This window comes from Lysinibacillus alkalisoli (assembly GCF_014643595.1).
Taxonomy (GTDB): Bacteria; Bacillota; Bacilli; order Bacillales_A; family Planococcaceae; genus Metalysinibacillus; species Metalysinibacillus alkalisoli.
The window spans coordinates 25,605-45,351 of sequence record NZ_BMJT01000011.1; the positions used below are offsets into that span (position 1 = coordinate 25,605).

A 19,747-nucleotide genomic window follows, 5' to 3' on the forward strand; every position below is an offset into this window, starting at 1 on the left:
GCTAGCGAATTTTCGCTAGCTTTTTCTTATTATAAGGATTTCTATATTTTTCATTTTATAGAGACCAACATCATATATCATTAACATATAATTTATATATCATCATACCCTATGATAGCGCCCCTTATTTTTTAATAATCAATAAAATGAACTAGTTAAAAAATCATGGTTGTGTCGCAAAAATCACAATTATTTAGGTCTAATGTACTTGAACGGATGCTTTTTTCATTTTATAATAGAAGTATGAGGGAGAGGTTAATTCATGAATATTACGACCATTCAACAAGAGGATTGGCACAAAAAAAATGCCATACTAATTTTAGCTTTCGGTTTAGCATGTGGCATAGGTGTAATGGTTCAACTCATTATCCGCAATAATACCGCTATTATTTTATCGGTATCGATACCGCTTATTGCAAGTTTGATTACATATGTTTATAGTCGCTATCAAACAAAGATGGCGCGCATCTTTCCATATGTATTAATTACGTTAGCTTTTATTGTAACGATTAGCACCATCACTTTTTCACAAGCTAATTTAGGAACGATTGCCCTTGTGTATTTTGTACTTATTATTTCAAGCATTCATGGTAAAATGTCAGTGATGATTTACGGCTATCTTTTAAGTTTAAGTGCATTATTATACAATAACATGGTCTTTGTTGAGCCAGAGCTTGTTGAAGTGAGTGGCTTTAACTTAGTATTTGTCCATACGTTAGCATCGCTAGCATTAATTTTAGTTGTGCGACAAAGCCAAGCTGTGTTTCGTCAAGTCGAAGAAGTAGTTGCCCTATCAAAAGCGAAAGAACAAGCAGAAGGTGCAGCGCAAAAGTTAAATGAAGCGGTTACAGCTATCACACATAATCTGCATCAAATTCGCCTACATACGGAAACGTCTAATGCTTCACAACAGGAGATGTTAGTAGCTGTGCAAGAGGTAAGTGAAGGCAGTCACCAACAAGAACAGCATATTACAGAAATTGCGGATTTAACAACAGGCACAAATCAAGCCATTCATACGATGACAGAGCAGTTAGATGATGTTGTGCAAAGTGCAAATGATGCTGAACATCAAGCGACACAAGGTGCAAATCAAATGGCACAGATGCAAGAAAGTATGCAACGATCACAACAAATGTTTGAAGATATTCATCAAGCATTCGGTGGATTAACCAATAAAATTCAAGAAACCAACCATTTAGCCGAATCCATTCGTGCTATTACAGAGCAGACGAATCTATTATCATTGAATGCTTCCATTGAAGCAGCACGTGCAGGAGAGGCTGGCAAAGGCTTTGCAGTTGTGGCAAATGAAATACGCAACTTAGCCACAATGACAGACCAAACCTTACTGCAAATCAATGAAAACTTAGCAGAAGTGAATGCATATAACGAGCTCACTGTTAAAAAAATCGAGCAAGGTCATCACCAAATGACAGCACAGACAACGATTGCAACAGCGACAAATGAGGCTTTCCTTGTGCTGTTTGACCAAATGCAAAAGCTACAACAATTTTCGTTACAGTCATTAGAGGATGCTAAAAAAATCGCGCGTAATAGTGTCGATGTGGAAGAGCGTACAGCAGAGTTTGCAGCGCTTATTGAAGAGAGTACAGCTGCTACAGACGAGCTAAGTGCGACGTTAGTACAGTTAGCAGAAAAACAACAAGAAATTGAACATTATATTCATTCCACCTATGAAAACGCTAGGGCTATTCAAGCATAAAAAGCGGTAAGAGGATCGTACTCCTCTTACCGCTTTTTACGTAATCTGTTAATTCATCACACTTTTGTTCGTGCGTATAAGCAAGTAATAACAAGTGCTAAAATACTACTATCAATAAAACGTACGACATGTGTACCATAAGCGTGTAGTGGTACAGAATCCACCATATACCATACAAACATACAGCAACCTATCAGCCCAACGTAACACAACCAAAATTGTAAAATAGCTTGGTTTGTGTCATGCAAAACCCATGTGATCTGTCGCCATAAAAAGTAACCAATTATCATTAAACCAACTGCTGTACTGCCATGTTGTAACCATTTATAGAGGGGGAAGTACAACGGCATACGTAACAAGCTAAAGTGTGTGACGAAAAAACCAGAGCGGTGTGTAAAACTATCCCATAAAATATGTGTAATCATTCCGAGTACAGCGCTACGCACAAAAAATGTCATTGTAAAAGGAAGCGTAGTGTTAGCAATCGCACAATAGTGATACAAGGTAGGCTGTATGTATTGCCACACAACGTACGTGATAAAGCATAGTGGTAAATTCAACCATAACATACCGAACCAAGTGTGACCGATGGTACCAAAAGGATAGCCACGTAAAAAATATTCAAAGTCTGGAGCCATTGTACCAATAACAAAAGCAGTGAAGTGAAGCGAGCGTGTATGAGCAAATGGTATAGCAATGGCTGGATGAGCAAAAGTTAAAGGCATCCTATCGCTTCTTTCTTTATAAATTGTGTCAATAGGGACGAGAAGTTAACTAAAATGTTGCAAAAAGGTTAAAAAGCACATGAAGTTTCAGCCAGTTTTAAGCTACAGTTAAGAAAGAGTTGATATACTTTTTGTGAGGTGAGGGGTATGAATGAGACACAACTAACAAGAACGATTGCGCCAACCTTTGTGAATGTACAAAGATGGACAGAAGGCGTGACATTATTGATTACAATGACAATTTTGCTTGCATTATACGGTGCGAGTTTATATTTTGAATGGAAAACATGGGTGAGTTGGCTTTTCGTTATTTTACTTGTTCTTGATATGGGTATGAGTGTTTGGACAGTTGGTATAGCGCCTATTCTGTTGCAAAAATATTGGCGTTTTCATGTAGACGAAACCTATATTCAATTGCGCTACGGTCGCCTATCGTATGAGCATGTTGTAATCCCAACAGCTAAAATACAATCCGTTCGTTTGCAACAAGGGCCTTTTTTGCGTCGGTATGGTTTAATGGCTGTCACAATTGATACGTTAAGTGATGCACATACCATCCCTGCTCTCTCTACAGAAGAGGCACGCATCTTGCGCGATGAGATTGCACGCTATGCAAAAGTAAAGGAAGTGGCATGATGTGGTTACGTTATCCTTTAAGCAAAGTTTTATATGATATAGCAGATTTGATAAAGATGTTTATCATTCCTGCTTTTTTATTATTTATTGTGTCAGAGAGTACGTCACTTGCTATGACGATTGTACGTTATTTATTCGTCGTGTTTGTTGTGCTATCAAGTATTGTCAATCTCTTTACGATGGTGACATTTCGTTATCGCATTAATGACCAACAAATTGAGGTGCGCAGAGGCTTATTCAGTCGTACTGAGCAAATTGTGCCACTCCCACATATACAAAATGTACAGTCAGACACACCATTTTTACAGCGCCTATTCGGGTTAACAACTTTGAAGCTTGAGATGTTAGATGCCTCTGACTCTACGATTACATTTTCATCGCTAAAGATAGCAGAAGCGAAACGTATTACAGCTATTGTGAATCAAGAGGTAGTTAGTGAATTAACGATAGTGGGTACAGAGGAAAAAGAACCGCCACTAATTTTTACACCAACTGCTAATGATTTATTAAAAGCTACTTTCACTTCTTTTAGCTTTTTAGTTATTATTCCGCTGGGTATTAAATTATGGAACATGCTAGATGATTATAACGTCAGTATAGGTTGGCTTAATAAGCTATTGCAATCGAGCTGGTTTATGATCCCCATGATTATTGGGATTGCGGTTTTGGCTGTAGGTATTGGTATTATTAAAGTATTTTTAACATATTGGGGTTATACATTACGCAGTGATACGACTACGTTGTACATTAAAAAAGGCGTGCTGAGTGAAACAAAATTTACGATTACAAAATCCCGTGTGCAAGCGGTTGTATATGAGCAATCTTTATTAAAGCGCATGTTAGGTTTAGTAAGTATAAAGCTTGAGACGACCGGCGAGTTGACGCTAAGTGAAACGGCATTAAATGAGATATATCCCTATATGCCTGTGAAACAGGCGGAGCAAATTATGCAACAAATTTTGCCGCAGTTTGTGCTAGAGAGCCCACAAAAAAAACTGTCCCTTACCGCTTTATGGTCACGCTTGTTAAAACCAAGCTATCTCTTTATTATTGCCTTAATTGTGTTGTTATATTTAGCATCACCTTATTGGTATGTCGCCTTTATTTGGCCGATTGTTCTAACTAGCTATCGTTTCTTTAAATGGCGTAACACACGTTATGATATGGCACAAAGCCATTTACAGTGGCAGCAGGGTGCATTCGTGACAGAAAGACGCATACACATTCGCGCTACTATTACAGAGGTCAAAGTGACACAAAGTGCTTGGCAACGTTTATTTGGTGTGGCTACGATACACACCGTCATTCAAGCTAAGCCTTATGCCAAACATTGCTTAAAAGATATACCAATTCAAGAGGCAGAGCAATTTGTTACGTGGTACAAAGCGCGTGTAAATGATATGACATATGAAGGAGATACGGTATGTATTTAAAATCTTGTGCTGTTATAACAAAAAAGCGCAATGCGTTTCCTTTCACTATTCCGAGTCTACGACAATTAGAGACGTTAACTTTTCCAACAAACGTTACTTTTTTTGTAGGGGAGAATGGCTCTGGTAAATCAACTTTATTGGAAGGCATTGCATGGCAGTGTGGTTTCCATACAGCAGGTGGTAGTCGCAATCATCTCTACGATGTGCATAAATCATCATCTGATATGGGTGCGTATTTGCGTTTAGCTTGGTTACCTAAAATTACAAGAGGATTCTTTTTGCGAGCAGAAACATTTTATCAATTTGCTGAGCATCTTGACCAAATGGAAAGTGATAAACGGTATGCTAATTATGGTGGAGAATCGTTACTCGATCAGTCACATGGTGAGTCATTTTTAACATTATTTACTCAAGCTTTTAAAGGTAAAGCGATTTATTTACTCGATGAGCCAGAAGCAGCCCTATCACCTACACGTCAATTAAGTTTACTTCGTATTATGAAAGATCTTGAGCATGAGGCGCAGTTTATTATTGCCACACATTCGCCAATTTTACTGGGATATCCACATGCCACGATTTACGAATTTGATGAAACGGGTATAAACGAAGTACAATATGAAGAGACAACACATTATATTGTAACGAAACAGTTTTTGAATGCACGAGATGTGATGTTAAAACACTTATTTGAAGATTAAGGACGGGGAATTATGATTAACCAGCGGAAAGGCTTAATAATGAGAGAAATTAAGCAACAGGAGATGGCGCAATCAATTGAATTATTGAATTACGTATTCCAAGACTCTTTATCCATGAACAAAGACCGATTTTTTGTTATGAAAAAGAGTAAACAATTTGATGTAGGGCATGCGCTTGGTTGGTTTGATGGCGACCAATTAGTATCGCAAGTATTAAGTTTACCATTTGAAGTAAATGTACATGGTACAGTTTATGATATGGGGGGTATTACAGCGGTTGGCACATACCCAGAATACTCAAGTCATGGTTTAATGCAACAATTGTTAGAGGAATGTTTACAACGTATGCGTGATGAGGGCAAATATTTATCCTTTTTATTCCCTTATTCCATTCCGTATTACCGCAAAAAAGGCTGGGAAATTATGAGTGACATTGTGGAATTTGAAATTAAAGATACTCAAATTCCACATTATAAAGATGTACCAGGAAAAATGCGACGTGTCGATGTTAAACATGCGCATATTTTTGATATTTATAGTCGTTACGCACAAGTGACACATGGTGTGATGGTGCGTAATCAAATTGCATGGAATGAAAAATATTACGAAGATTTTTGGGAAGAGAAATTTATTGATTCAGATATTCAACTTCAAGCAGGCGTGTATTATGATGAGCAAGACGCACCACAAGGCTATTTGTTTTATCGCATCATGGAAGATAACTTTTACATTGATGAAATTGTATATTTAAGTGAGGATGCACGTAAAGGGCTATGGAACTTTGTATACGCACATCAGTCTATGATTGATAACGTTTATGGTAAAACAACAGGGAATGAACCCGTTGCCTTCCTACTTGAAGATAGTGAAATCATTCAAAAGGTAACCCCTTATTTTATGGCACGTGTAGTAGATGTGGCTGCCTTTTTAGAAAAATTTCCTTACGCACGTTCCACATTCCAATTGCAGTTAGCTGTTACAGATAGTGTTGTGGCATGGAATAACGGCATTTTTGAAATCACAGCACAAGACGGCGCTGTTACCGTTAAAAGAATAACAGATACTGTGACAAAGAGTCAGCATGCCATCCATATGAATGTGCAAACATTAGCCACGATGTTTTTAGGGTATAAACGACCTAGCTATTTAGAAAAAGTGGAACGTCTACAGGGCAATGCGATGGCAATTGGTTTATTAGAAGATATTATTCCCATCGGCATTCCCACTTTTATTGATTATTTTTAAAAGAATTTGTGCAGGGGAAACCTGTACAAATTTTTTTTATAAAATGCCTCTTTATTGCAGAATAAGGCATGGTTAGTAGGGTACTGTATGCCGAAATGGACTTGGTAATGCTGGATTATAACATTTTTATGATGTATCAGTTGCTCTTATTGCACAAAAAAATTAATTGCTATTATTTGTAGTTATATATATTGCTTTTAGTCGCTGTACCTTATATTACAAAGCTTTATGTTATTGAATGGGAAGAAGTGTTAATAAGAATTGCTCTTTATTGATCTTACTGATTATGCTGTTGTTACTAGACATACCAAAATATTTGCAACAATGATATATAGTAAAAATAATATAGAAGTGAAGTGCCCCCTATTGTTAGGCGTGTCTAACAATAGGGGGCACTTCAAGGTTCATATTTTAAATAATGTTATTTTAATTCGTCCATAGAGAAATTATTAAATAAAGCGCAACTACAAAAATAAAAATATCACTGTACAAATAGAGATATTTTAAAAAAACGTGGTAAAATAAGGATGGATAAATATGAACTTTAAATAACTATAAACCAAGCAAAAATAGTGTACAGATGTGAGCTAAACCCAGTATGGCAATTGGAAGAGAGCTTATTTAGTTTTTGTATTGGGCTATAGGATAATTCGTTTGTAAATTATAGTCATTAATAAACGTATTTTTAAGGTGATGATATTAGCTATACCAGATTTAAAAAGGACGAACAGTTTCTGATATATAGCGATTGTGGCTATCAATATAGATTAATATTCCTTAAATACGATAATTGAAGATAACAAATATGGTATATAGTATCTTGAGCGTTAAATAAATAAATCCAAATATTGAAGAATTGAATATCTTATATTGCTTTAGGAATCTCAATATAAGTAGTCAGAAAAATAAGTAGAATTGCTACTATCTAATACTTTATTGGGAAGGCAAGCATAAATTTTCATCTGTTTTAAATCAAAGCTGTTTCTTTGTTTCTTTCAATAAAATATTACATTGTGCCTACCATTGATAAGATGTAACAGTGGTTTGTAAGGAGAAGGTTCGTTTCGCTCATATTACTCACAAAAAGTGTGTGAAATAGCCATTTATTGTTTATTTGTGCAAATGAATAGTTTTTGAAGTTGTCTTTATAACTTTTAAGCATGCGACTGAGAAAAGCTACAATATAGTATGATATCTAGTTGTCAAGTTGTAATGAACTTTCAAAAAGTCATTGGTCAGTCTACCAATGACAAAGAGTGGATGGAGAAGTCCAATTGACTTGTAATGAACATTGTTAGCTCATAGTTTGATTTCCCCTTGTAGAAGTTAGTCTAGTTATTGTAAATCAAACTGTTTAAAGAATTAAAATATTGGTGGTTGAGAAGTAAGTGTTAACTTATTTAGTATTTTTTTATTAAAGGATGTGTTTGATTGGGTAGTTAAAAATGAAGAGATAAAGGATGTATAAAAAAATGGAATCTATTATAGAACTACAAAATGTAACTAAAAAATTTAAAAATAAACTAATCCTAGAAACGGTATCGCTTTCTATCCCAGCAAATCAGATTACGGCAATTGTTGGAAAGAACGGATCAGGAAAAAGTACGCTATTGAAATTAATTGCTGGATTGTCTAAGCCAAATACAGGAGAAATACTTTTTCAAAATGGCAAGCCTATTCGTATTGGGTATGTTCCAGAGGTGACTCCTGCAGTAATTCCTTTTACATTGGTAGAATATCTCACACATATGGGTACAATTCATGGACTACACAAAGAGTGGTTGTGGCAGCGGATTAATACATTGCTAGAAATATTTCATATGAAAGAAGATCGTAACAATAGGATTGTTCATTTTTCAAAAGGGATGAAGCAAAAGGTAACTATTATGCAGGCGATGTTAGAAGAAACAGACCTTCTCATTATGGACGAACCACTTTCAGGCCTTGATCCAAAGGCACAAACTGAATTTGAAGAGCTATTAATGACCTTGAAAGAAAGGAATATTAGCGTCATTTTAACCTGCCATGAGGCAAAGTTGCTTGAAAAAGTTGTAGATCAATTACTCGTCATTCATGAGGGACAAATCTCCCATACTAGTGTCCAACACGAACAAGGTGAAATTATGAACAGGATTGTTTTTGAACTATCTAATACCATTTCAATCAGTACATTAAAAGATAGAGTGATTATTGACAAAGAAGAAGAAATTAGCCCTGGGCGAAAGTTAATTGAATTGAATGTCAATGAAGAACAAACGAATATGATTGTGAAGGAATTTTTGAATCGGGGAGCTTCAATTAAGTTTTTATCTCCGATAAATAAGAAAGAAACAATATTTTTTAAGCAATTTCTAAAAGAAGGGGAAAGGTAGTAATGAAGGGTTTGATTCACTATTTTTTTGCTAATTATTTTAGAACATACAAGTATGTTCCACCAGTTTCAATCTTTATCATAATACTTGTCATTAATTACTCCTACACACCTAATCCGATAATGAGTAGTTACTCATTCACTTCACTTATGTTATTTTTTATAATGGGCTGGGTTGTAATTACCATTTTTCATATGGAGGACAAAAATCAAAAAGAAATTACGATTATGCACGCCAAAAGTATAAGAGAATATTATCTTGCCCTTGTCATCAACTGTATAATAGTAGGTCTGCTGTTTAGCATTTTAGCTGTAGCTTATCCTATTATTTTTAATTTCTTTTCACCAGACCTTCGTATTGCTCATATTGTCATTGGTTTTTTTGCGCATTTTAGTCTATCTCTTCTTTCAATCGCATTATCCTTATTTTTTACAAGGGAGTTCGTAAAAAATGATATAAACACATGGTGGGGCGTTATTAGTATCTTGGTTATTTCTTTAGTTTTAGCCGTGGCAAATATAGATATCTTAAAAATAAAGCTAATAAACTGGTTTCTTCCACCGTTGCGTTACTCTTTAGATATTATGAGTATTGACGATGAGGTCATCCATCTTTCTGGACAGATTTATAGGGAATTTGGTTGGGTTTTTATTTATAGTTTGATTTTGATTTCAATCTATATTGCAATTGTTCAAAAAAGAAGAATCATTTAAAAGGGAATTTGAGACCCTCCAATTTTTAACCAAAAAATAAAATGAGTAGTAATAATCGATTAGCTCATAGTTGAACTAGAAGTGTCTCATGTAAACTATGATCGAACAGTTAATACATAAAAAGAGTGAAGTTAACAAAAAGAGCTATCTACTATGAGAAATTCAATTGATTATTCTTCTAATTATATTACGTTTACTATAGAAAGTAGCTCTTATTTTAAATATGTAAGGAGATGAAAATATTATGAAAATCATAAAACACAAAAAAGAAAGTTGGGAATGGATAAAAGCACTTTTCATTGCATGTATAATTGCATTTCTAATTCGTTTCTTTTTAATTGCGCCTGTTACGGTGGATGGCAAATCAATGGATCCAACCCTCTATGATAAAGAACGTATGATAGTCAACAAGTTGAGTTACAAATTAGGTGAGCCTCAACGCTATGATCTTATTGTGTTCCATGCAACGGAAGAAAAAGATTATATTAAACGAGTGATTGCTTTACCAGGAGAACATATTGCTTATAAGAATGACACATTATATATAAATGGGGAAAATATGAATGAAACTTATTTAGAATCTCGAAAAAAAGATCTGTTTAAAGGTGAAGGTACATTAACCGAAGATTTTACCCTTGAAGATATTGTTGGAGAAACAAGAATCCCAGAAGGATATGTATTCGTTATGGGAGATAATAGAAGAAACAGTCTAGACAGTCGAATAATTGGATTAGTTCCAATAGAAGATATAGTAGGAAAAACAAATATTATTTATTGGCCACTAGATAATTTTAGATATACTAAATAAACTCTATTATATTTCTAGTAAAACCTATTAAAAGAGGAGTCTAAAAGATTTAAAAGTTCCTATAATTTTGCTGTGATTTCGGTCACTTTTTATTAGAAAACTTAAGAATATCTTGTAATCAATGATATATTTTAAGTCTTTTGTTGCTGTAAACTGAGAAAAAAGAACTCATACACATCAAAAACATAGGTGAGAATTAAAAATTAAAGTCAAACCGATAATTAAAAAGAATCAAAAATCACCCCAGTATATAAATGAAGGTACTGGGTCAAGTTGAATTTGAAGTTAACAGACAAAGTAGCACAATATAACTTAGCTTAATAGCATAGTATAATGAACTAACATTGGTTGATACAGGGTATATAAATATTGACCATTTAGTTATAATAAATTTATACTGTTGTTTTCAGATTAAATAACAGGAAACACTCTTTGTGTAAAGCTCACAACCGTTAAGATGATATGTACTATTATTATGATGGTGAAAAAATGGCTTTATAGTAAGGTGAAAATCAAAAAATACGCATGATATAGTAGGATATCAATATACGATTGATCTGAATGTGCAAACATTAGCCACGATGTTTTTAGGGTATAAACGACCTAGCTATTTAGAAAAAGTGGAACGTCTACAGGGTAATGCGATGGCAATTGGTTTATTAGAAGATATTATTCCCATCGGCATTCCCACTTTTATTGATTACTTCTAAGAGGATAATAATATGAAAAAAATATTTGACATCATGCTGATTATCGGATTAGTGATGCTGGTGGGACGGATTGTAACCGCGATTTTAACTAAGATGGATGTCGCTTTTACAACATTTTTTAGCGCCACTCAAATCCCATCTATGGTATTATTAATCGTTGGTTTAATTGGCTCAGAAATTTATAAAAGAAAGAAGGTGTGACCATGTTGCCAAAAGGTTTAGCTAAACCTGCTGTGCGTGCACTTCACATTGCGGGCTATGACTCACTTGAGTCATTGAATGGTGTATCTTATCGTGACGTGATTGCGCTGCATGGTATTGGAACAAAAGGTATCGAAACAATTGAGGCAGCGTTAAAAGAGCGCGGCTATTCTTTATGTTATGAGGAAACAAAAGATGCCTAAAATCGCTTTATTTATAATAGCGATGGCCATTTATTATATTGTAGCAGTAGTGTTGATTAGCAAACTCGTTATGTTTCCTCTATTAAAAGCTATGATGTTACTCTTCTTTATTGGGATAGGTATGGTATATACGCGTAAATGGCGTAAAAAATGGCAAAAATAGTAACGATATATTACAAAAATAAACTACCAAGTAAAACCAAATGAGCCATTTCATATCTAAACTAGTTAAAAAGAAGGATAAACACCCTTTATTAAAAAATTCTAAGTAAGGAAAAAGTTGCATCTTGTTATAGTCTTTTTGCATAAATTGTGAACAACGTCACGGTTATGATAAAAAAATGTGATGAAAAGTGGTTTAATTTAGCTTGAATACGGTTAGAATATAGCTAAGAACATTCATTCCATTAACGTATTATGCTAAGACAAAATAGATGAGCATTTTTTGAAGAGAAGGTATGTTTCGATAGTAAAGTGACAAACCAAAGGAATTTAGCGTGAGGGGGTTATTGTGATGCCACATCGAAAGTGGAGTAATTATTTAGCAGAGGCAGAGCAATTAGAGCGTTTAATTGACTCAAAGAAAAACCTGACAGCAGTTATTACACGCAAAGGCTTAACAGAAGAAAGACTTCAACAATATAATTCATTAGAAGAAGAGATTGAACGCGTAGAAGTTGCTGTACGTATTCACGAGCGCAACATCCTTCTTTATGATTGCCAAGCCGTAAGCTAATAGATGTTTAATGATGTCGCTTTCTAAATAGAAAGCGACTTTTTGTTTGTTTAAGATTGTAAGAGTTGTTGCAAAAACTGATCACGTTCCTCACTACTTGCTTCTTTACTCTCTTTAATCATAGCGCCCACTCGTACATTTGTGCGTTTATCGTCTACAAGAAATTGTTGTTTAATGGCGGTTTTTTCACATTGACCTTGAAATTCGACGACGGCTTGATTTTTAGATGTTTCAAAATAAATCCACTTACCATCTGTACAAATGCGCTCCAATTGACCAAGTGCCTTATCATAATCTGGCAATGTTACCGTTTTCACATAATTAATAGCTTGGTGGTCATTGATTTCCGCTTTTGGCCCGAATACAAAGAAAAATGTAATTAAAATGCCGATGGGAATGACCCAAAGTATATTGCGTTTTGTTAGCTTACCCATTGATTTCCCTCCATCTCTCACATATTGTAACATCCCTTTTTTTGAAGGCTATAGCTTTTTTCAGAAAAATAGCACAAAATACTTAACTATTTGAAAAAGACCCTCTATAATGGTTGGAATACGTGCGAAATATGTGTATTATATGAACATTTAATAAAATAGTATTGACGTAGGTTCGTTAAATTTGTACACTGTGTACATTCAACTGTTTATCTTGAGAGTACAAATAAAAAAGAAGTTAGGATATGATAGCGAATGATTGTATGTAAATTTGGTGGTACTTCTGTAGCGAGTGCAGAGCAAATTAAAAAAGTAGCAAGTATTGTTGAAAGTAATCCTGCACGTAAAATCGTCGTTGTGTCAGCGCCTGGTAAGCGTACACCAGATGATATTAAAGTGACGGATTTATTAATTGATTTAGCCGATGCTGCTTTAATGGATGGTGCTGTAACAGAGAAATTAGCTGCTGTCATGGCACGTTATCGTGCAATTGCAGAAGGATTGCATCTTGGTGAGGAGATTTGCCAGATTATTCAGGCAGACTTAGAAGAGCGACTGCAAGCGGATGCTTCTAACGTTGAGTTATATGTGGATGCCATTAAGGCGAGTGGCGAAGATAATAACGCAAAATTAATTGCTGCATATTTTACGAGTATTGGCATGCCAGCACGTTATGTTAGCCCAAGAGAAGGATTAATCGTAAATGAATTGCCTGAGCGCACCTATGCGTTGCCAGAAGCGTATACGCAATTAGCTGCGTTAGCAAAAACAGATGAGATTATCGTATTCCCAGGGTTCTTTGGTTACTCGGCAAGTGGCGTGTTACGCACATTTGACCGCGGGGGCTCAGATATTACAGGCTCCATTTTATCAGCAGCAGTGCGCGCTGATATGTATGAAAATTTTACTGATGTTGACTGTGTTTTTTCAGCTAATCCTAAAGTAGTTAACTGCCCTGTTGAAATTAAAGAAATCACCTATCGCGAAATGCGTGAGTTATCGTATGCTGGCTTTTCTGTTTTTCATGATGAAGCGTTAATGCCTGTATTTAAAGTAGGTGTACCCGTGAATATTAAAAATACGAACAACCCAAGTGCTGCGGGTACAAAGATTGTATCAAAACGTGCTACGACAGGTCGTCCTGTGACAGGTATATCAGCCGATAGTGGGTTTTCCATTTTATATGTTTCTAAATATTTAATGAATCGTGAAGTGGGCTTTGGTCGCAAATTATTGCAAATTTTAGAAGACGAAAACATTTCGTATGAACATACGCCATCAGGCTTAGATGATATTTCTGTCATTATGCGCTCTACACAGCTATCAGATGAGATAGAAGCACGTATTTTACGCCGTGTTAAAGAAGAGTTATATGCGGATGATGTAGAGTTTCGTCATGGTTTTTCGATGATTGTTATTGTAGGTGAGGGTATGCGCCATAATACAGGTTTAGCGGCACGTGCAGCATCTGCTATTTCAAAGACAGGCGCAAACATTGAAATGATTAACCAAGGCTCATCAGAAGTGAGTTTAGTGTTTGGGGTTATGCAAAAGTACGAAAATCAAATTTTACAAGCGTTATATGCCGAATTTTTTGCTACAGTAACTGCTTAAATTGCCAGATGTTCTTCATGTCTATTTGCCTTAAAATACGTTACAATATAATCTAATGTGACAATGGAGGTTTAACATGAACAAAGTATTAGTAGGCTTTTTAATTTCAGCGTTTGGTATTTTATTATTTGCGTTTACTGTATTGAAAATTATCCCAACTAGTTCAGAAGGTATGAAGTTAACGATTGTGGGGATTAGCTGGATTTTCATTATTATTGGTTCGGTTATGCGTTATAAAGCATTATCTGCACAACATAAAGAAATGAAAGCTCAACAAAAACAACAACAAAACAAATAAAAAAAGTGAAGTTGAGCGTGCTCAGCTTCACTTTTTTTTATTGTAACACACCACGCTCATACACAAGCCATAAAGCTTCGCGTTTCTTTGCGATAATGGCTGTCTCTTCATGAAAGATTAAGTGTAAAATACAAGCATCAATTAAGGCAATGCATGCCTCTAACGCAATAGCTGTATCGACATGTAATAACGCTTTATTTTCTTCAAATAATGGACGCAATTTTTCACGAAGTGCCTCATTGATTTGGTGCACCTCTTCTTTCACTTCTACACTTAAATGTGCAGGGGGTGAGAAGTTCATGCGCAGCCAAAATTGTTGTGTAGGGCTTGTGTAAAACATCGTATCTAATGCTTCAACAAAATCATGCAATGTTGTGAGTAAAGGTTTCTTTACGCTAAAGAAATCATCGTAAAAAGCGACTTCTACTTCTTTTGCATGACGTAATGCCGATAGAAAAATAGCATCTTTATCTTTGAAGTGGGTGTATAAGGATTGTTTTTTGAGTTGTACAGCCTCCGCAATTTGTGAGAGTGACGTACCATTATAGCCATTTTGTGCAAAACATTGTAGAGCGACTTCTTGAATTTCTTGTTTTTTCACAGACATCCTCCTTAACTAACTAATTTTAAACCAATCACTGATGCAACGATGATGCCAATACATAAAAACCGACGCCAGTCGCGAGACTCTTTAAATACAATCATGCCCATTATAGCAGAACCACAAGTACCAATGCCCGTCCAGACCGCATAAGCTACGCCCATATTAATCGTTTCCATAGCAAGTGTTAATAAAATTAAACTAATGCCAAAAGCAATAGGCATGACAATATAACCATCCTTGTATTTATTAGCAGCACGATTCATCCCATACACAGCAATGACTTCCATCACCCCTGCAATAATTAAATAAATCCAGCTCATCAGGCATCCTCCTTCGTTACAGCTTTTAGTCCTAAAATACCACCTAGTAGCGTGCCAATTAAAATAAGTTTCATCACATTTGCAGGCTCATTAAACAACATGATGCCAAGTAATACAGTGCCAACAGTACCAAGCCCCGTAAATACCGCATAAGCTGTACTAGCAGGTAAATTTTTCATGGCTTGAATTAATAAATAAAAACTGAGGAAAATAGCTACAATTGTAAGCCCCCAAGTAAAAATCGAATGTGCATGTTTTAATCCGATGACCCAACCTACTTCAAATGCACCAGCAAGTACAACGAGCAACCAATAACGGTTGTTTTTCATATCGTGTATCCTCCTTATTGACGAACGGTCGTCAGTTATTGTGTCAGTTTATTTTTTCACATTACGTTACAGTTGTCAATGAATACAATCTGTTATTCCTTTTTTTTTCATGGTAAACTATTCAAAGCATTAACTTTAGTGAAGTAAAGAAAGACGCTACAGGAGATGGTGATTTGATTACAAGAGAAGCCATTATAATAGAAGAAGATAAAGTACGCCTCACTACACCACATCCTTACAAAGTGGTGTCTTCAGCTATGCATAATGCAGGGATTGGTTATTACACACATTTTTTAAATCGCGCAGTGCCGTATACTTATGATGAGCGGCAACCACATCAAGAGTTGGAAAGGTATATGGTGCAGCATCATTTTCCTTTAGAACAAACTGTAGCGATGATGACTGCTGTTTATGCGCGCTTTGCCGTTGTGCGTGATTTTCGCTATGGTGAGGATCAGATCACAGTTATGATTACAGCAGGGCTTGGTAATGCTGTGGATATTACACGAGCGATTCATAGACAAGAAGCTTATCATGCAGGTACGATTAATATGTGGGTGTTTATTCATGGTAAATTATCTGACGAGGCACTACTTCAAGCGCTAATATCCGCAACAGAGGCCAAATCTAAAGCCCTTTATCGCTATAATATTAGGGATCGTGAAACGCAAACATTAGCGACAGGTACATCTACAGATAGTGTGTTAATTGCCAGTTCGCAGCAAGGGCGTTTTCATCAATATGCAGGTTCCATTACAACTTTAGGTAAACTAGTTGGTTATGGGGTATATGAGACGATGTGCGAGGCCATACGTAAGTATTTGCAAGATAAGGCGGAGAATCCGATATGATAGCGGTTATACTCGGCTTTTTTATTGATGTAATCGTAGGAGACCCTAAATCGCTACCACATCCTGTACGCTGGATTGGTTCATTTATCCATTACCTAACCAAAAGGTTGAATAAAGGGGTGTATCGCCGTGTGAAAGGTGCTATAGCAAGTGTGTTAACGATTGTAGTCACAGGAGGTGTGGTGGCGGCAATCGTGAGTGTAAGTTATCTTTGGCATCCTTTAGTGGGGATTTTTGTAGAGGCACTACTGATTGGCATTGGTTTAGCACAAAAAAGTTTAAAGCAAGCAGCTCTGCAAGTTTATGTGCCGCTCGTTAATGCAGATGTAGAAGAAGCGCGCCATAAATTGAGTTGGATTGTGGGGCGGGATACGATGCATTTAGAAGAACCAGAGATTGTGCGTGGTGTAGTAGAGACGGTATCAGAGAATACGAGTGATGGTGTTACAGCCCCGTTATTTTATGGTTTTTTATTTGGCGCAACAGGTTTGTGGTGCTATAAAGCGATTAATACATTAGATTCTATGATTGGTTATCAAAATGAGAAATATGCTTCATTTGGCTATTTCGCAGCGAAATTAGATGATGTGGCCAACTGGATACCTAGTCGTATCACAGGACTTTGCTTATTGTTATGCACATATAATGAAAGTGGCTATTCATTGCCAAAGCGCCTTCGTTTATGGCAACGTGATGCTAAAAAGCACCCTAGCCCAAATGGCGGTTATTTAGAAGCGGCTACCGCTTTGCAACTTGGCATTCAATTAGGCGGTGTTAATCATTATGAAGGTGTGAAGAGTTACCGAGCCATTATGGGAGAGAAACAAAGAGAGCTAACCCCACAAGATATTAAAAAGACGATCCGGCAAATGCACCAAGCAAGTGTTGCTATACTAATCATTGGCAGTATGACAGGAGGGATACTCTATTATGTTACCTAGCCACGGAGCAAACCCTCATTATGTGTATGAGGCACTACAAATGACACCACCACAAACCATCTACGATTTTAGTGAGAATGTGAATGTGTTTGGCCCACCACCACAAATTATAAAAAGGTTTCCGCAATATGTGGACTTAGTAAAGCGTTACCCAGACCCATTAGGTGAACCGTTTTTATCAGCGATCGCTCATCATCATAATGTCCCACGCCAGCAAGTGGTGCTTGGCAATGGTGCGTCAGAAATTTTTTCACTATTGGCAAGACGTTATGCTAATAAGAATGTATTACTTATTGAGCCTACATTTGCAGAATATGCTGCCACATTACAAGCGAATCATGTCACGATTACGCAACTTATTGTAACGGATGTTTTAACATGGGAGCTGCCTATTACAGCTATTCAGGAACAGTTGCCACATATGGCTGCTATTTATTTATGTATACCGAATAATCCAACAGGTGCCTACCCAGCAAGAGAACAAATCCAGGCTGTGATCACAATGGCAGCTCAACATGGTTGTGAGGTTGTCATCGACGAAGCATTTTTAGATTGGTATGATGATACTAAAACGTATATTCATCAATTTAATCATGTTATTGTTGTGCGTTCTATGACAAAAATGTATGCGATTCCAGGTATTCGGTTAGGTTATGCTATTGCGCATGACAACGTGATAAATGCGTTAAAACAGCAAGCGCCTCATTGGCACGTAAATGCCATTGCGCTTGCTATTGGTACAGCTTGTTTACAAGAAACACAATATGTTGAGCAGGCGAGACAATATGCACGTTTGCATGTACAACAGCTACAAAAGGCACTTACTACATATGGTTGTAAGGTGACAAATAGTGTGACAAATTATGTTTGTTTTAAGCCGCCAGATGCCAAGGCATTATTTTATTTTGCCTTAAGGGAAGGTATTGTGTTACGCCATACGGAGAATTTCGTTGGCTTAAACGGAGAATGGCTACGTATTGGAATTAAGGATGAACAGAGTATGGCAAAGCTTTATGCCATGTTAGACAGGTGGTTTCAAAAATGACAACTTTTTATTTTTTACGTCACGGGGAAACGGTGTGGAATAAGGAAGGAAAGTTACAAGGCTGGCTAGATTCACCTTTGACAACAACCGGTTGTGCTCAAGTACAAGCAACCGTACAAGATGTAACACAGCCGCTTGCTGCCGTTTATGCGAGCACGAGTGGGCGTGCTATCCAGACCGCTCATTATTTCCAACAGCCTGTCCACTTAGACGAGCGATTACGAGAAATTTACCTAGGTAAGTGGCAAGGGCAGTCCATTGCCGCATTACAGCAAAACGACGAATATCTCACGTATTGCCATGATCCTACACGCTATATCGCACAACATACGGAGAGTTTTCACGAATTGACAACGCGTGTGTATGAGGCTTGTACCGCCATTGCCGCACGTCACCCTCATGCATATGTTGCTGTTGTGACACATGGTGTAGCGTTAAGGTGTTTATTGGCCCGTATCACACAGCAACCGTTATTAACATGGTGGCATAACGAGATTCAAGGTGGGCAAGGGTATACAGTGGAGTGGCAACAACAACGTATAAGGGAGGGGATACAATGATTTTTATTGCAGGCGGTGTTCGTAGTGGGAAATCGGCATTTGCAGAGCAACTTGCTAAACAAAAAGTAACGACAGGTAGGCTTGTTTACATGGCTTCAGGTGTGGCTACAGATAGTGAAATGCATAAACGCATCAAACGTCACCAAAAAGATCGTGCAGAGAGCGATTATAATTGGCATACAATTGAAGCCTCTGTACATATTGAAGCGGTTTTAAAGACGATGCAACCTCATGATGTTGTCGTATGGGATTGTGTGACGACATGGCTTACCAATTTATTATATATGCCACTTAGTAATCAACAGTTAAGCAGTGAGGAGACTATAGCCAAAACCATCGAGCAAACAAAGGCTGCTATAATAGCCTTGCCTAAAACATGTACGCTGATCATCGTATCAAATGAATTATTTGATGAGCCAGAACTCATTAATAATGAGATGAATCGCTATCGTAAAAAGTTAGGTCATTTACATGAATGGTTTGTGGCGCAAAGTGATGAGGCATATGAACTAACAGAGGGAATCGTGAAACGCTGGAAGTAAGGA

Annotated in this window: 25 protein-coding genes; 20 read left to right on the top strand and 5 right to left on the bottom strand. The window is 36.6% G+C overall.

Going from position 1 to position 19,747, the window contains the following annotated elements; translation table 11 throughout:
• The first annotated feature begins 262 nt into the window (after positions 1-262).
• On the top strand, positions 263-1,726 hold the full coding sequence (locus IEW44_RS13800; protein ID WP_188615644.1) for a methyl-accepting chemotaxis protein: 1,464 nt from the start codon (positions 263-265) through the stop codon (positions 1,724-1,726).
• Positions 1,727-1,782: 56 nt separating this feature from the next.
• Here the strand turns inward: IEW44_RS13800 and IEW44_RS13805 are convergent, their stop codons facing one another.
• A complete protein-coding gene (locus IEW44_RS13805) occupies positions 1,783-2,451 on the bottom strand; it encodes a DUF4184 family protein (protein ID WP_188615645.1) in 669 nt (222 codons plus the stop codon).
• Between the two features lie 147 nt (positions 2,452-2,598).
• Here IEW44_RS13805 and IEW44_RS13810 point away from each other — a divergent pair, with 147 nt between their 5' ends.
• From IEW44_RS13810 to IEW44_RS13865, 12 genes are all read left to right on the top strand, one after another.
• A complete protein-coding gene (locus IEW44_RS13810) occupies positions 2,599-3,087 on the top strand; it encodes a PH domain-containing protein (RefSeq protein WP_188615646.1) in 489 nt (162 codons plus the stop codon).
• Positions 3,087-4,520, top strand: a complete 1,434-nt coding sequence (locus IEW44_RS13815) for a PH domain-containing protein (RefSeq protein ID WP_188615647.1) — start codon at positions 3,087-3,089, stop codon at positions 4,518-4,520. Before IEW44_RS13810 ends, IEW44_RS13815 begins: the two co-directional genes overlap by 1 nt.
• A complete protein-coding gene (locus IEW44_RS13820; RefSeq protein WP_188615648.1) occupies positions 4,511-5,218 on the top strand; it encodes an AAA family ATPase in 708 nt (235 codons plus the stop codon). The genes IEW44_RS13815 and IEW44_RS13820 overlap by 10 nt, the downstream gene beginning before the upstream one ends.
• Before the next feature lie 15 nt (positions 5,219-5,233).
• Positions 5,234-6,463, top strand: coding sequence for a GNAT family N-acetyltransferase (locus IEW44_RS13825; RefSeq protein WP_188615697.1), 1,230 nt, complete (start codon positions 5,234-5,236; stop codon positions 6,461-6,463).
• Between the two features lie 1,472 nt (positions 6,464-7,935).
• The gene (locus tag IEW44_RS13830; protein WP_188615649.1) at positions 7,936-8,835 is read left to right on the top strand and encodes an ABC transporter ATP-binding protein; all 900 of its coding nucleotides are present in this window, start codon (positions 7,936-7,938) and stop codon (positions 8,833-8,835) included.
• Positions 8,836-8,837: 2 nt separating this feature from the next.
• Positions 8,838-9,548, top strand: a complete 711-nt coding sequence (locus IEW44_RS13835) for an ABC transporter permease (protein WP_188615650.1) — start codon at positions 8,838-8,840, stop codon at positions 9,546-9,548.
• 250 nt (positions 9,549-9,798) lie between these two features.
• Entirely contained in the window at positions 9,799-10,356 is a 558-nt protein-coding gene (gene lepB / locus IEW44_RS13840) for a signal peptidase I (protein WP_308421649.1), read from the top strand.
• Between the two features lie 557 nt (positions 10,357-10,913).
• Positions 10,914-11,066: a sterol carrier protein domain-containing protein gene (locus tag IEW44_RS13845; protein ID WP_268236388.1), complete on the top strand. Its 153-nt coding sequence runs from the start codon at positions 10,914-10,916 to the stop codon at positions 11,064-11,066.
• Between the two features lie 12 nt (positions 11,067-11,078).
• Positions 11,079-11,267, top strand: coding sequence for a hypothetical protein (locus IEW44_RS13850; RefSeq protein ID WP_188615652.1), 189 nt, complete (start codon positions 11,079-11,081; stop codon positions 11,265-11,267).
• Between the two features lie 2 nt (positions 11,268-11,269).
• The gene (locus IEW44_RS13855; protein WP_229704255.1) at positions 11,270-11,470 is read left to right on the top strand and encodes a helix-hairpin-helix domain-containing protein; all 201 of its coding nucleotides are present in this window, start codon (positions 11,270-11,272) and stop codon (positions 11,468-11,470) included.
• The gene (locus IEW44_RS13860) at positions 11,463-11,633 is read left to right on the top strand and encodes a hypothetical protein (protein ID WP_188615654.1); all 171 of its coding nucleotides are present in this window, start codon (positions 11,463-11,465) and stop codon (positions 11,631-11,633) included. The genes IEW44_RS13855 and IEW44_RS13860 overlap by 8 nt, the downstream gene beginning before the upstream one ends.
• 351 nt (positions 11,634-11,984) lie before the next feature.
• Entirely contained in the window at positions 11,985-12,206 is a 222-nt protein-coding gene (locus tag IEW44_RS13865) for a hypothetical protein (protein WP_188615655.1), read from the top strand.
• Positions 12,207-12,256: 50 nt separating this feature from the next.
• Here IEW44_RS13865 and IEW44_RS13870 read toward each other — a convergent pair whose 3' ends face one another.
• Positions 12,257-12,640, bottom strand: a complete 384-nt coding sequence (locus tag IEW44_RS13870; protein WP_188615656.1) for a glucosamine 6-phosphate synthetase — start codon at positions 12,638-12,640, stop codon at positions 12,257-12,259.
• 255 nt (positions 12,641-12,895) lie between these two features.
• Between IEW44_RS13870 and IEW44_RS13875 the strand changes: the two genes are divergently transcribed.
• Positions 12,896-14,254 (top strand): aspartate kinase, encoded by a 1,359-nt coding sequence (locus IEW44_RS13875; protein WP_188615657.1) that lies wholly within the window; start codon positions 12,896-12,898, stop codon positions 14,252-14,254.
• A 76-nt stretch (positions 14,255-14,330) separates the two neighbouring features.
• A complete protein-coding gene (locus IEW44_RS13880; protein ID WP_188615658.1) occupies positions 14,331-14,552 on the top strand; it encodes a hypothetical protein in 222 nt (73 codons plus the stop codon).
• A gap of 37 nt (positions 14,553-14,589) precedes the next feature.
• On the opposite strand, the gene IEW44_RS13885 is transcribed toward IEW44_RS13880, so the two are convergent.
• The 3 genes from IEW44_RS13885 to IEW44_RS13895 are packed head-to-tail and all read right to left on the bottom strand — an operon-like array spanning position 14,590 to position 15,805.
• Complete coding sequence (locus tag IEW44_RS13885; protein ID WP_188615659.1) at positions 14,590-15,153, bottom strand: TetR/AcrR family transcriptional regulator; 564 nt, start codon at positions 15,151-15,153, stop codon at positions 14,590-14,592.
• An 11-nt stretch (positions 15,154-15,164) separates the two neighbouring features.
• Positions 15,165-15,476 carry a DMT family transporter gene (locus IEW44_RS13890; protein WP_188615660.1) on the bottom strand — a complete coding sequence of 104 codons (312 nt, stop codon included), beginning with the start codon at positions 15,474-15,476 and terminating at the stop codon, positions 15,165-15,167.
• Entirely contained in the window at positions 15,476-15,805 is a 330-nt protein-coding gene (locus IEW44_RS13895) for a DMT family transporter (protein ID WP_188615661.1), read from the bottom strand. The genes IEW44_RS13890 and IEW44_RS13895 overlap by 1 nt, the downstream gene beginning before the upstream one ends.
• Before the next feature lie 173 nt (positions 15,806-15,978).
• On the opposite strand from IEW44_RS13895, the gene IEW44_RS13900 reads away from it, so the two are divergent.
• Genes IEW44_RS13900 through IEW44_RS13920 form a run of 5 tightly spaced genes read left to right on the top strand, consistent with a single transcriptional unit; the run spans position 15,979 to position 19,744 of the window.
• The gene (locus IEW44_RS13900; protein ID WP_229704256.1) at positions 15,979-16,656 is read left to right on the top strand and encodes an adenosylcobinamide amidohydrolase; all 678 of its coding nucleotides are present in this window, start codon (positions 15,979-15,981) and stop codon (positions 16,654-16,656) included.
• A complete protein-coding gene (gene cbiB, locus IEW44_RS13905; protein ID WP_188615662.1) occupies positions 16,653-17,597 on the top strand; it encodes an adenosylcobinamide-phosphate synthase CbiB in 945 nt (314 codons plus the stop codon). The genes IEW44_RS13900 and cbiB overlap by 4 nt, the downstream gene beginning before the upstream one ends.
• The gene (locus IEW44_RS13910; RefSeq protein WP_229704257.1) at positions 17,587-18,642 is read left to right on the top strand and encodes a pyridoxal phosphate-dependent aminotransferase; all 1,056 of its coding nucleotides are present in this window, start codon (positions 17,587-17,589) and stop codon (positions 18,640-18,642) included. Before cbiB ends, IEW44_RS13910 begins: the two co-directional genes overlap by 11 nt.
• Positions 18,639-19,202 (top strand): histidine phosphatase family protein, encoded by a 564-nt coding sequence (locus tag IEW44_RS13915; RefSeq protein WP_188615663.1) that lies wholly within the window; start codon positions 18,639-18,641, stop codon positions 19,200-19,202. The genes IEW44_RS13910 and IEW44_RS13915 overlap by 4 nt, the downstream gene beginning before the upstream one ends.
• Positions 19,199-19,744, top strand: a complete 546-nt coding sequence (locus tag IEW44_RS13920) for a bifunctional adenosylcobinamide kinase/adenosylcobinamide-phosphate guanylyltransferase (protein ID WP_188615664.1) — start codon at positions 19,199-19,201, stop codon at positions 19,742-19,744. Before IEW44_RS13915 ends, IEW44_RS13920 begins: the two co-directional genes overlap by 4 nt.
• Positions 19,745-19,747 lie beyond the last annotated feature (3 nt).

Bases quoted from the DNA above. Each gene is read 5' to 3' on its own strand.
- cbiB (WP_188615662.1), top strand. From the start codon at position 16,653: ATGATAGCGGTTATACTCGGCTTTTTTATTGATGTAATCGTAGGAGAC.
- IEW44_RS13920 (WP_188615664.1), top strand. From the start codon at position 19,199: ATGATTTTTATTGCAGGCGGTGTTCGTAGTGGGAAATCGGCATTTGCA.
- IEW44_RS13810 (WP_188615646.1), top strand. From the start codon at position 2,599: ATGAATGAGACACAACTAACAAGAACGATTGCGCCAACCTTTGTGAAT.
- IEW44_RS13870 (WP_188615656.1), bottom strand. From the start codon at position 12,640: ATGGGTAAGCTAACAAAACGCAATATACTTTGGGTCATTCCCATCGGC.
- IEW44_RS13890 (WP_188615660.1), bottom strand. From the start codon at position 15,476: ATGAGCTGGATTTATTTAATTATTGCAGGGGTGATGGAAGTCATTGCT.
- IEW44_RS13875 (WP_188615657.1), top strand. From the start codon at position 12,896: ATGATTGTATGTAAATTTGGTGGTACTTCTGTAGCGAGTGCAGAGCAA.
- IEW44_RS13915 (WP_188615663.1), top strand. From the start codon at position 18,639: ATGACAACTTTTTATTTTTTACGTCACGGGGAAACGGTGTGGAATAAG.
- IEW44_RS13910 (WP_229704257.1), top strand. From the start codon at position 17,587: ATGTTACCTAGCCACGGAGCAAACCCTCATTATGTGTATGAGGCACTA.
- IEW44_RS13820 (WP_188615648.1), top strand. From the start codon at position 4,511: ATGTATTTAAAATCTTGTGCTGTTATAACAAAAAAGCGCAATGCGTTT.
- IEW44_RS13850 (WP_188615652.1), top strand. From the start codon at position 11,079: ATGAAAAAAATATTTGACATCATGCTGATTATCGGATTAGTGATGCTG.
- IEW44_RS13880 (WP_188615658.1), top strand. From the start codon at position 14,331: ATGAACAAAGTATTAGTAGGCTTTTTAATTTCAGCGTTTGGTATTTTA.
- IEW44_RS13815 (WP_188615647.1), top strand. From the start codon at position 3,087: ATGTGGTTACGTTATCCTTTAAGCAAAGTTTTATATGATATAGCAGAT.
- IEW44_RS13895 (WP_188615661.1), bottom strand. From the start codon at position 15,805: ATGAAAAACAACCGTTATTGGTTGCTCGTTGTACTTGCTGGTGCATTT.
- IEW44_RS13865 (WP_188615655.1), top strand. From the start codon at position 11,985: ATGCCACATCGAAAGTGGAGTAATTATTTAGCAGAGGCAGAGCAATTA.
- IEW44_RS13800 (WP_188615644.1), top strand. From the start codon at position 263: ATGAATATTACGACCATTCAACAAGAGGATTGGCACAAAAAAAATGCC.
- IEW44_RS13805 (WP_188615645.1), bottom strand. From the start codon at position 2,451: ATGCCTTTAACTTTTGCTCATCCAGCCATTGCTATACCATTTGCTCAT.
- IEW44_RS13860 (WP_188615654.1), top strand. From the start codon at position 11,463: ATGCCTAAAATCGCTTTATTTATAATAGCGATGGCCATTTATTATATT.
- IEW44_RS13830 (WP_188615649.1), top strand. From the start codon at position 7,936: ATGGAATCTATTATAGAACTACAAAATGTAACTAAAAAATTTAAAAAT.
- IEW44_RS13835 (WP_188615650.1), top strand. From the start codon at position 8,838: ATGAAGGGTTTGATTCACTATTTTTTTGCTAATTATTTTAGAACATAC.
- IEW44_RS13855 (WP_229704255.1), top strand. From the start codon at position 11,270: ATGTTGCCAAAAGGTTTAGCTAAACCTGCTGTGCGTGCACTTCACATT.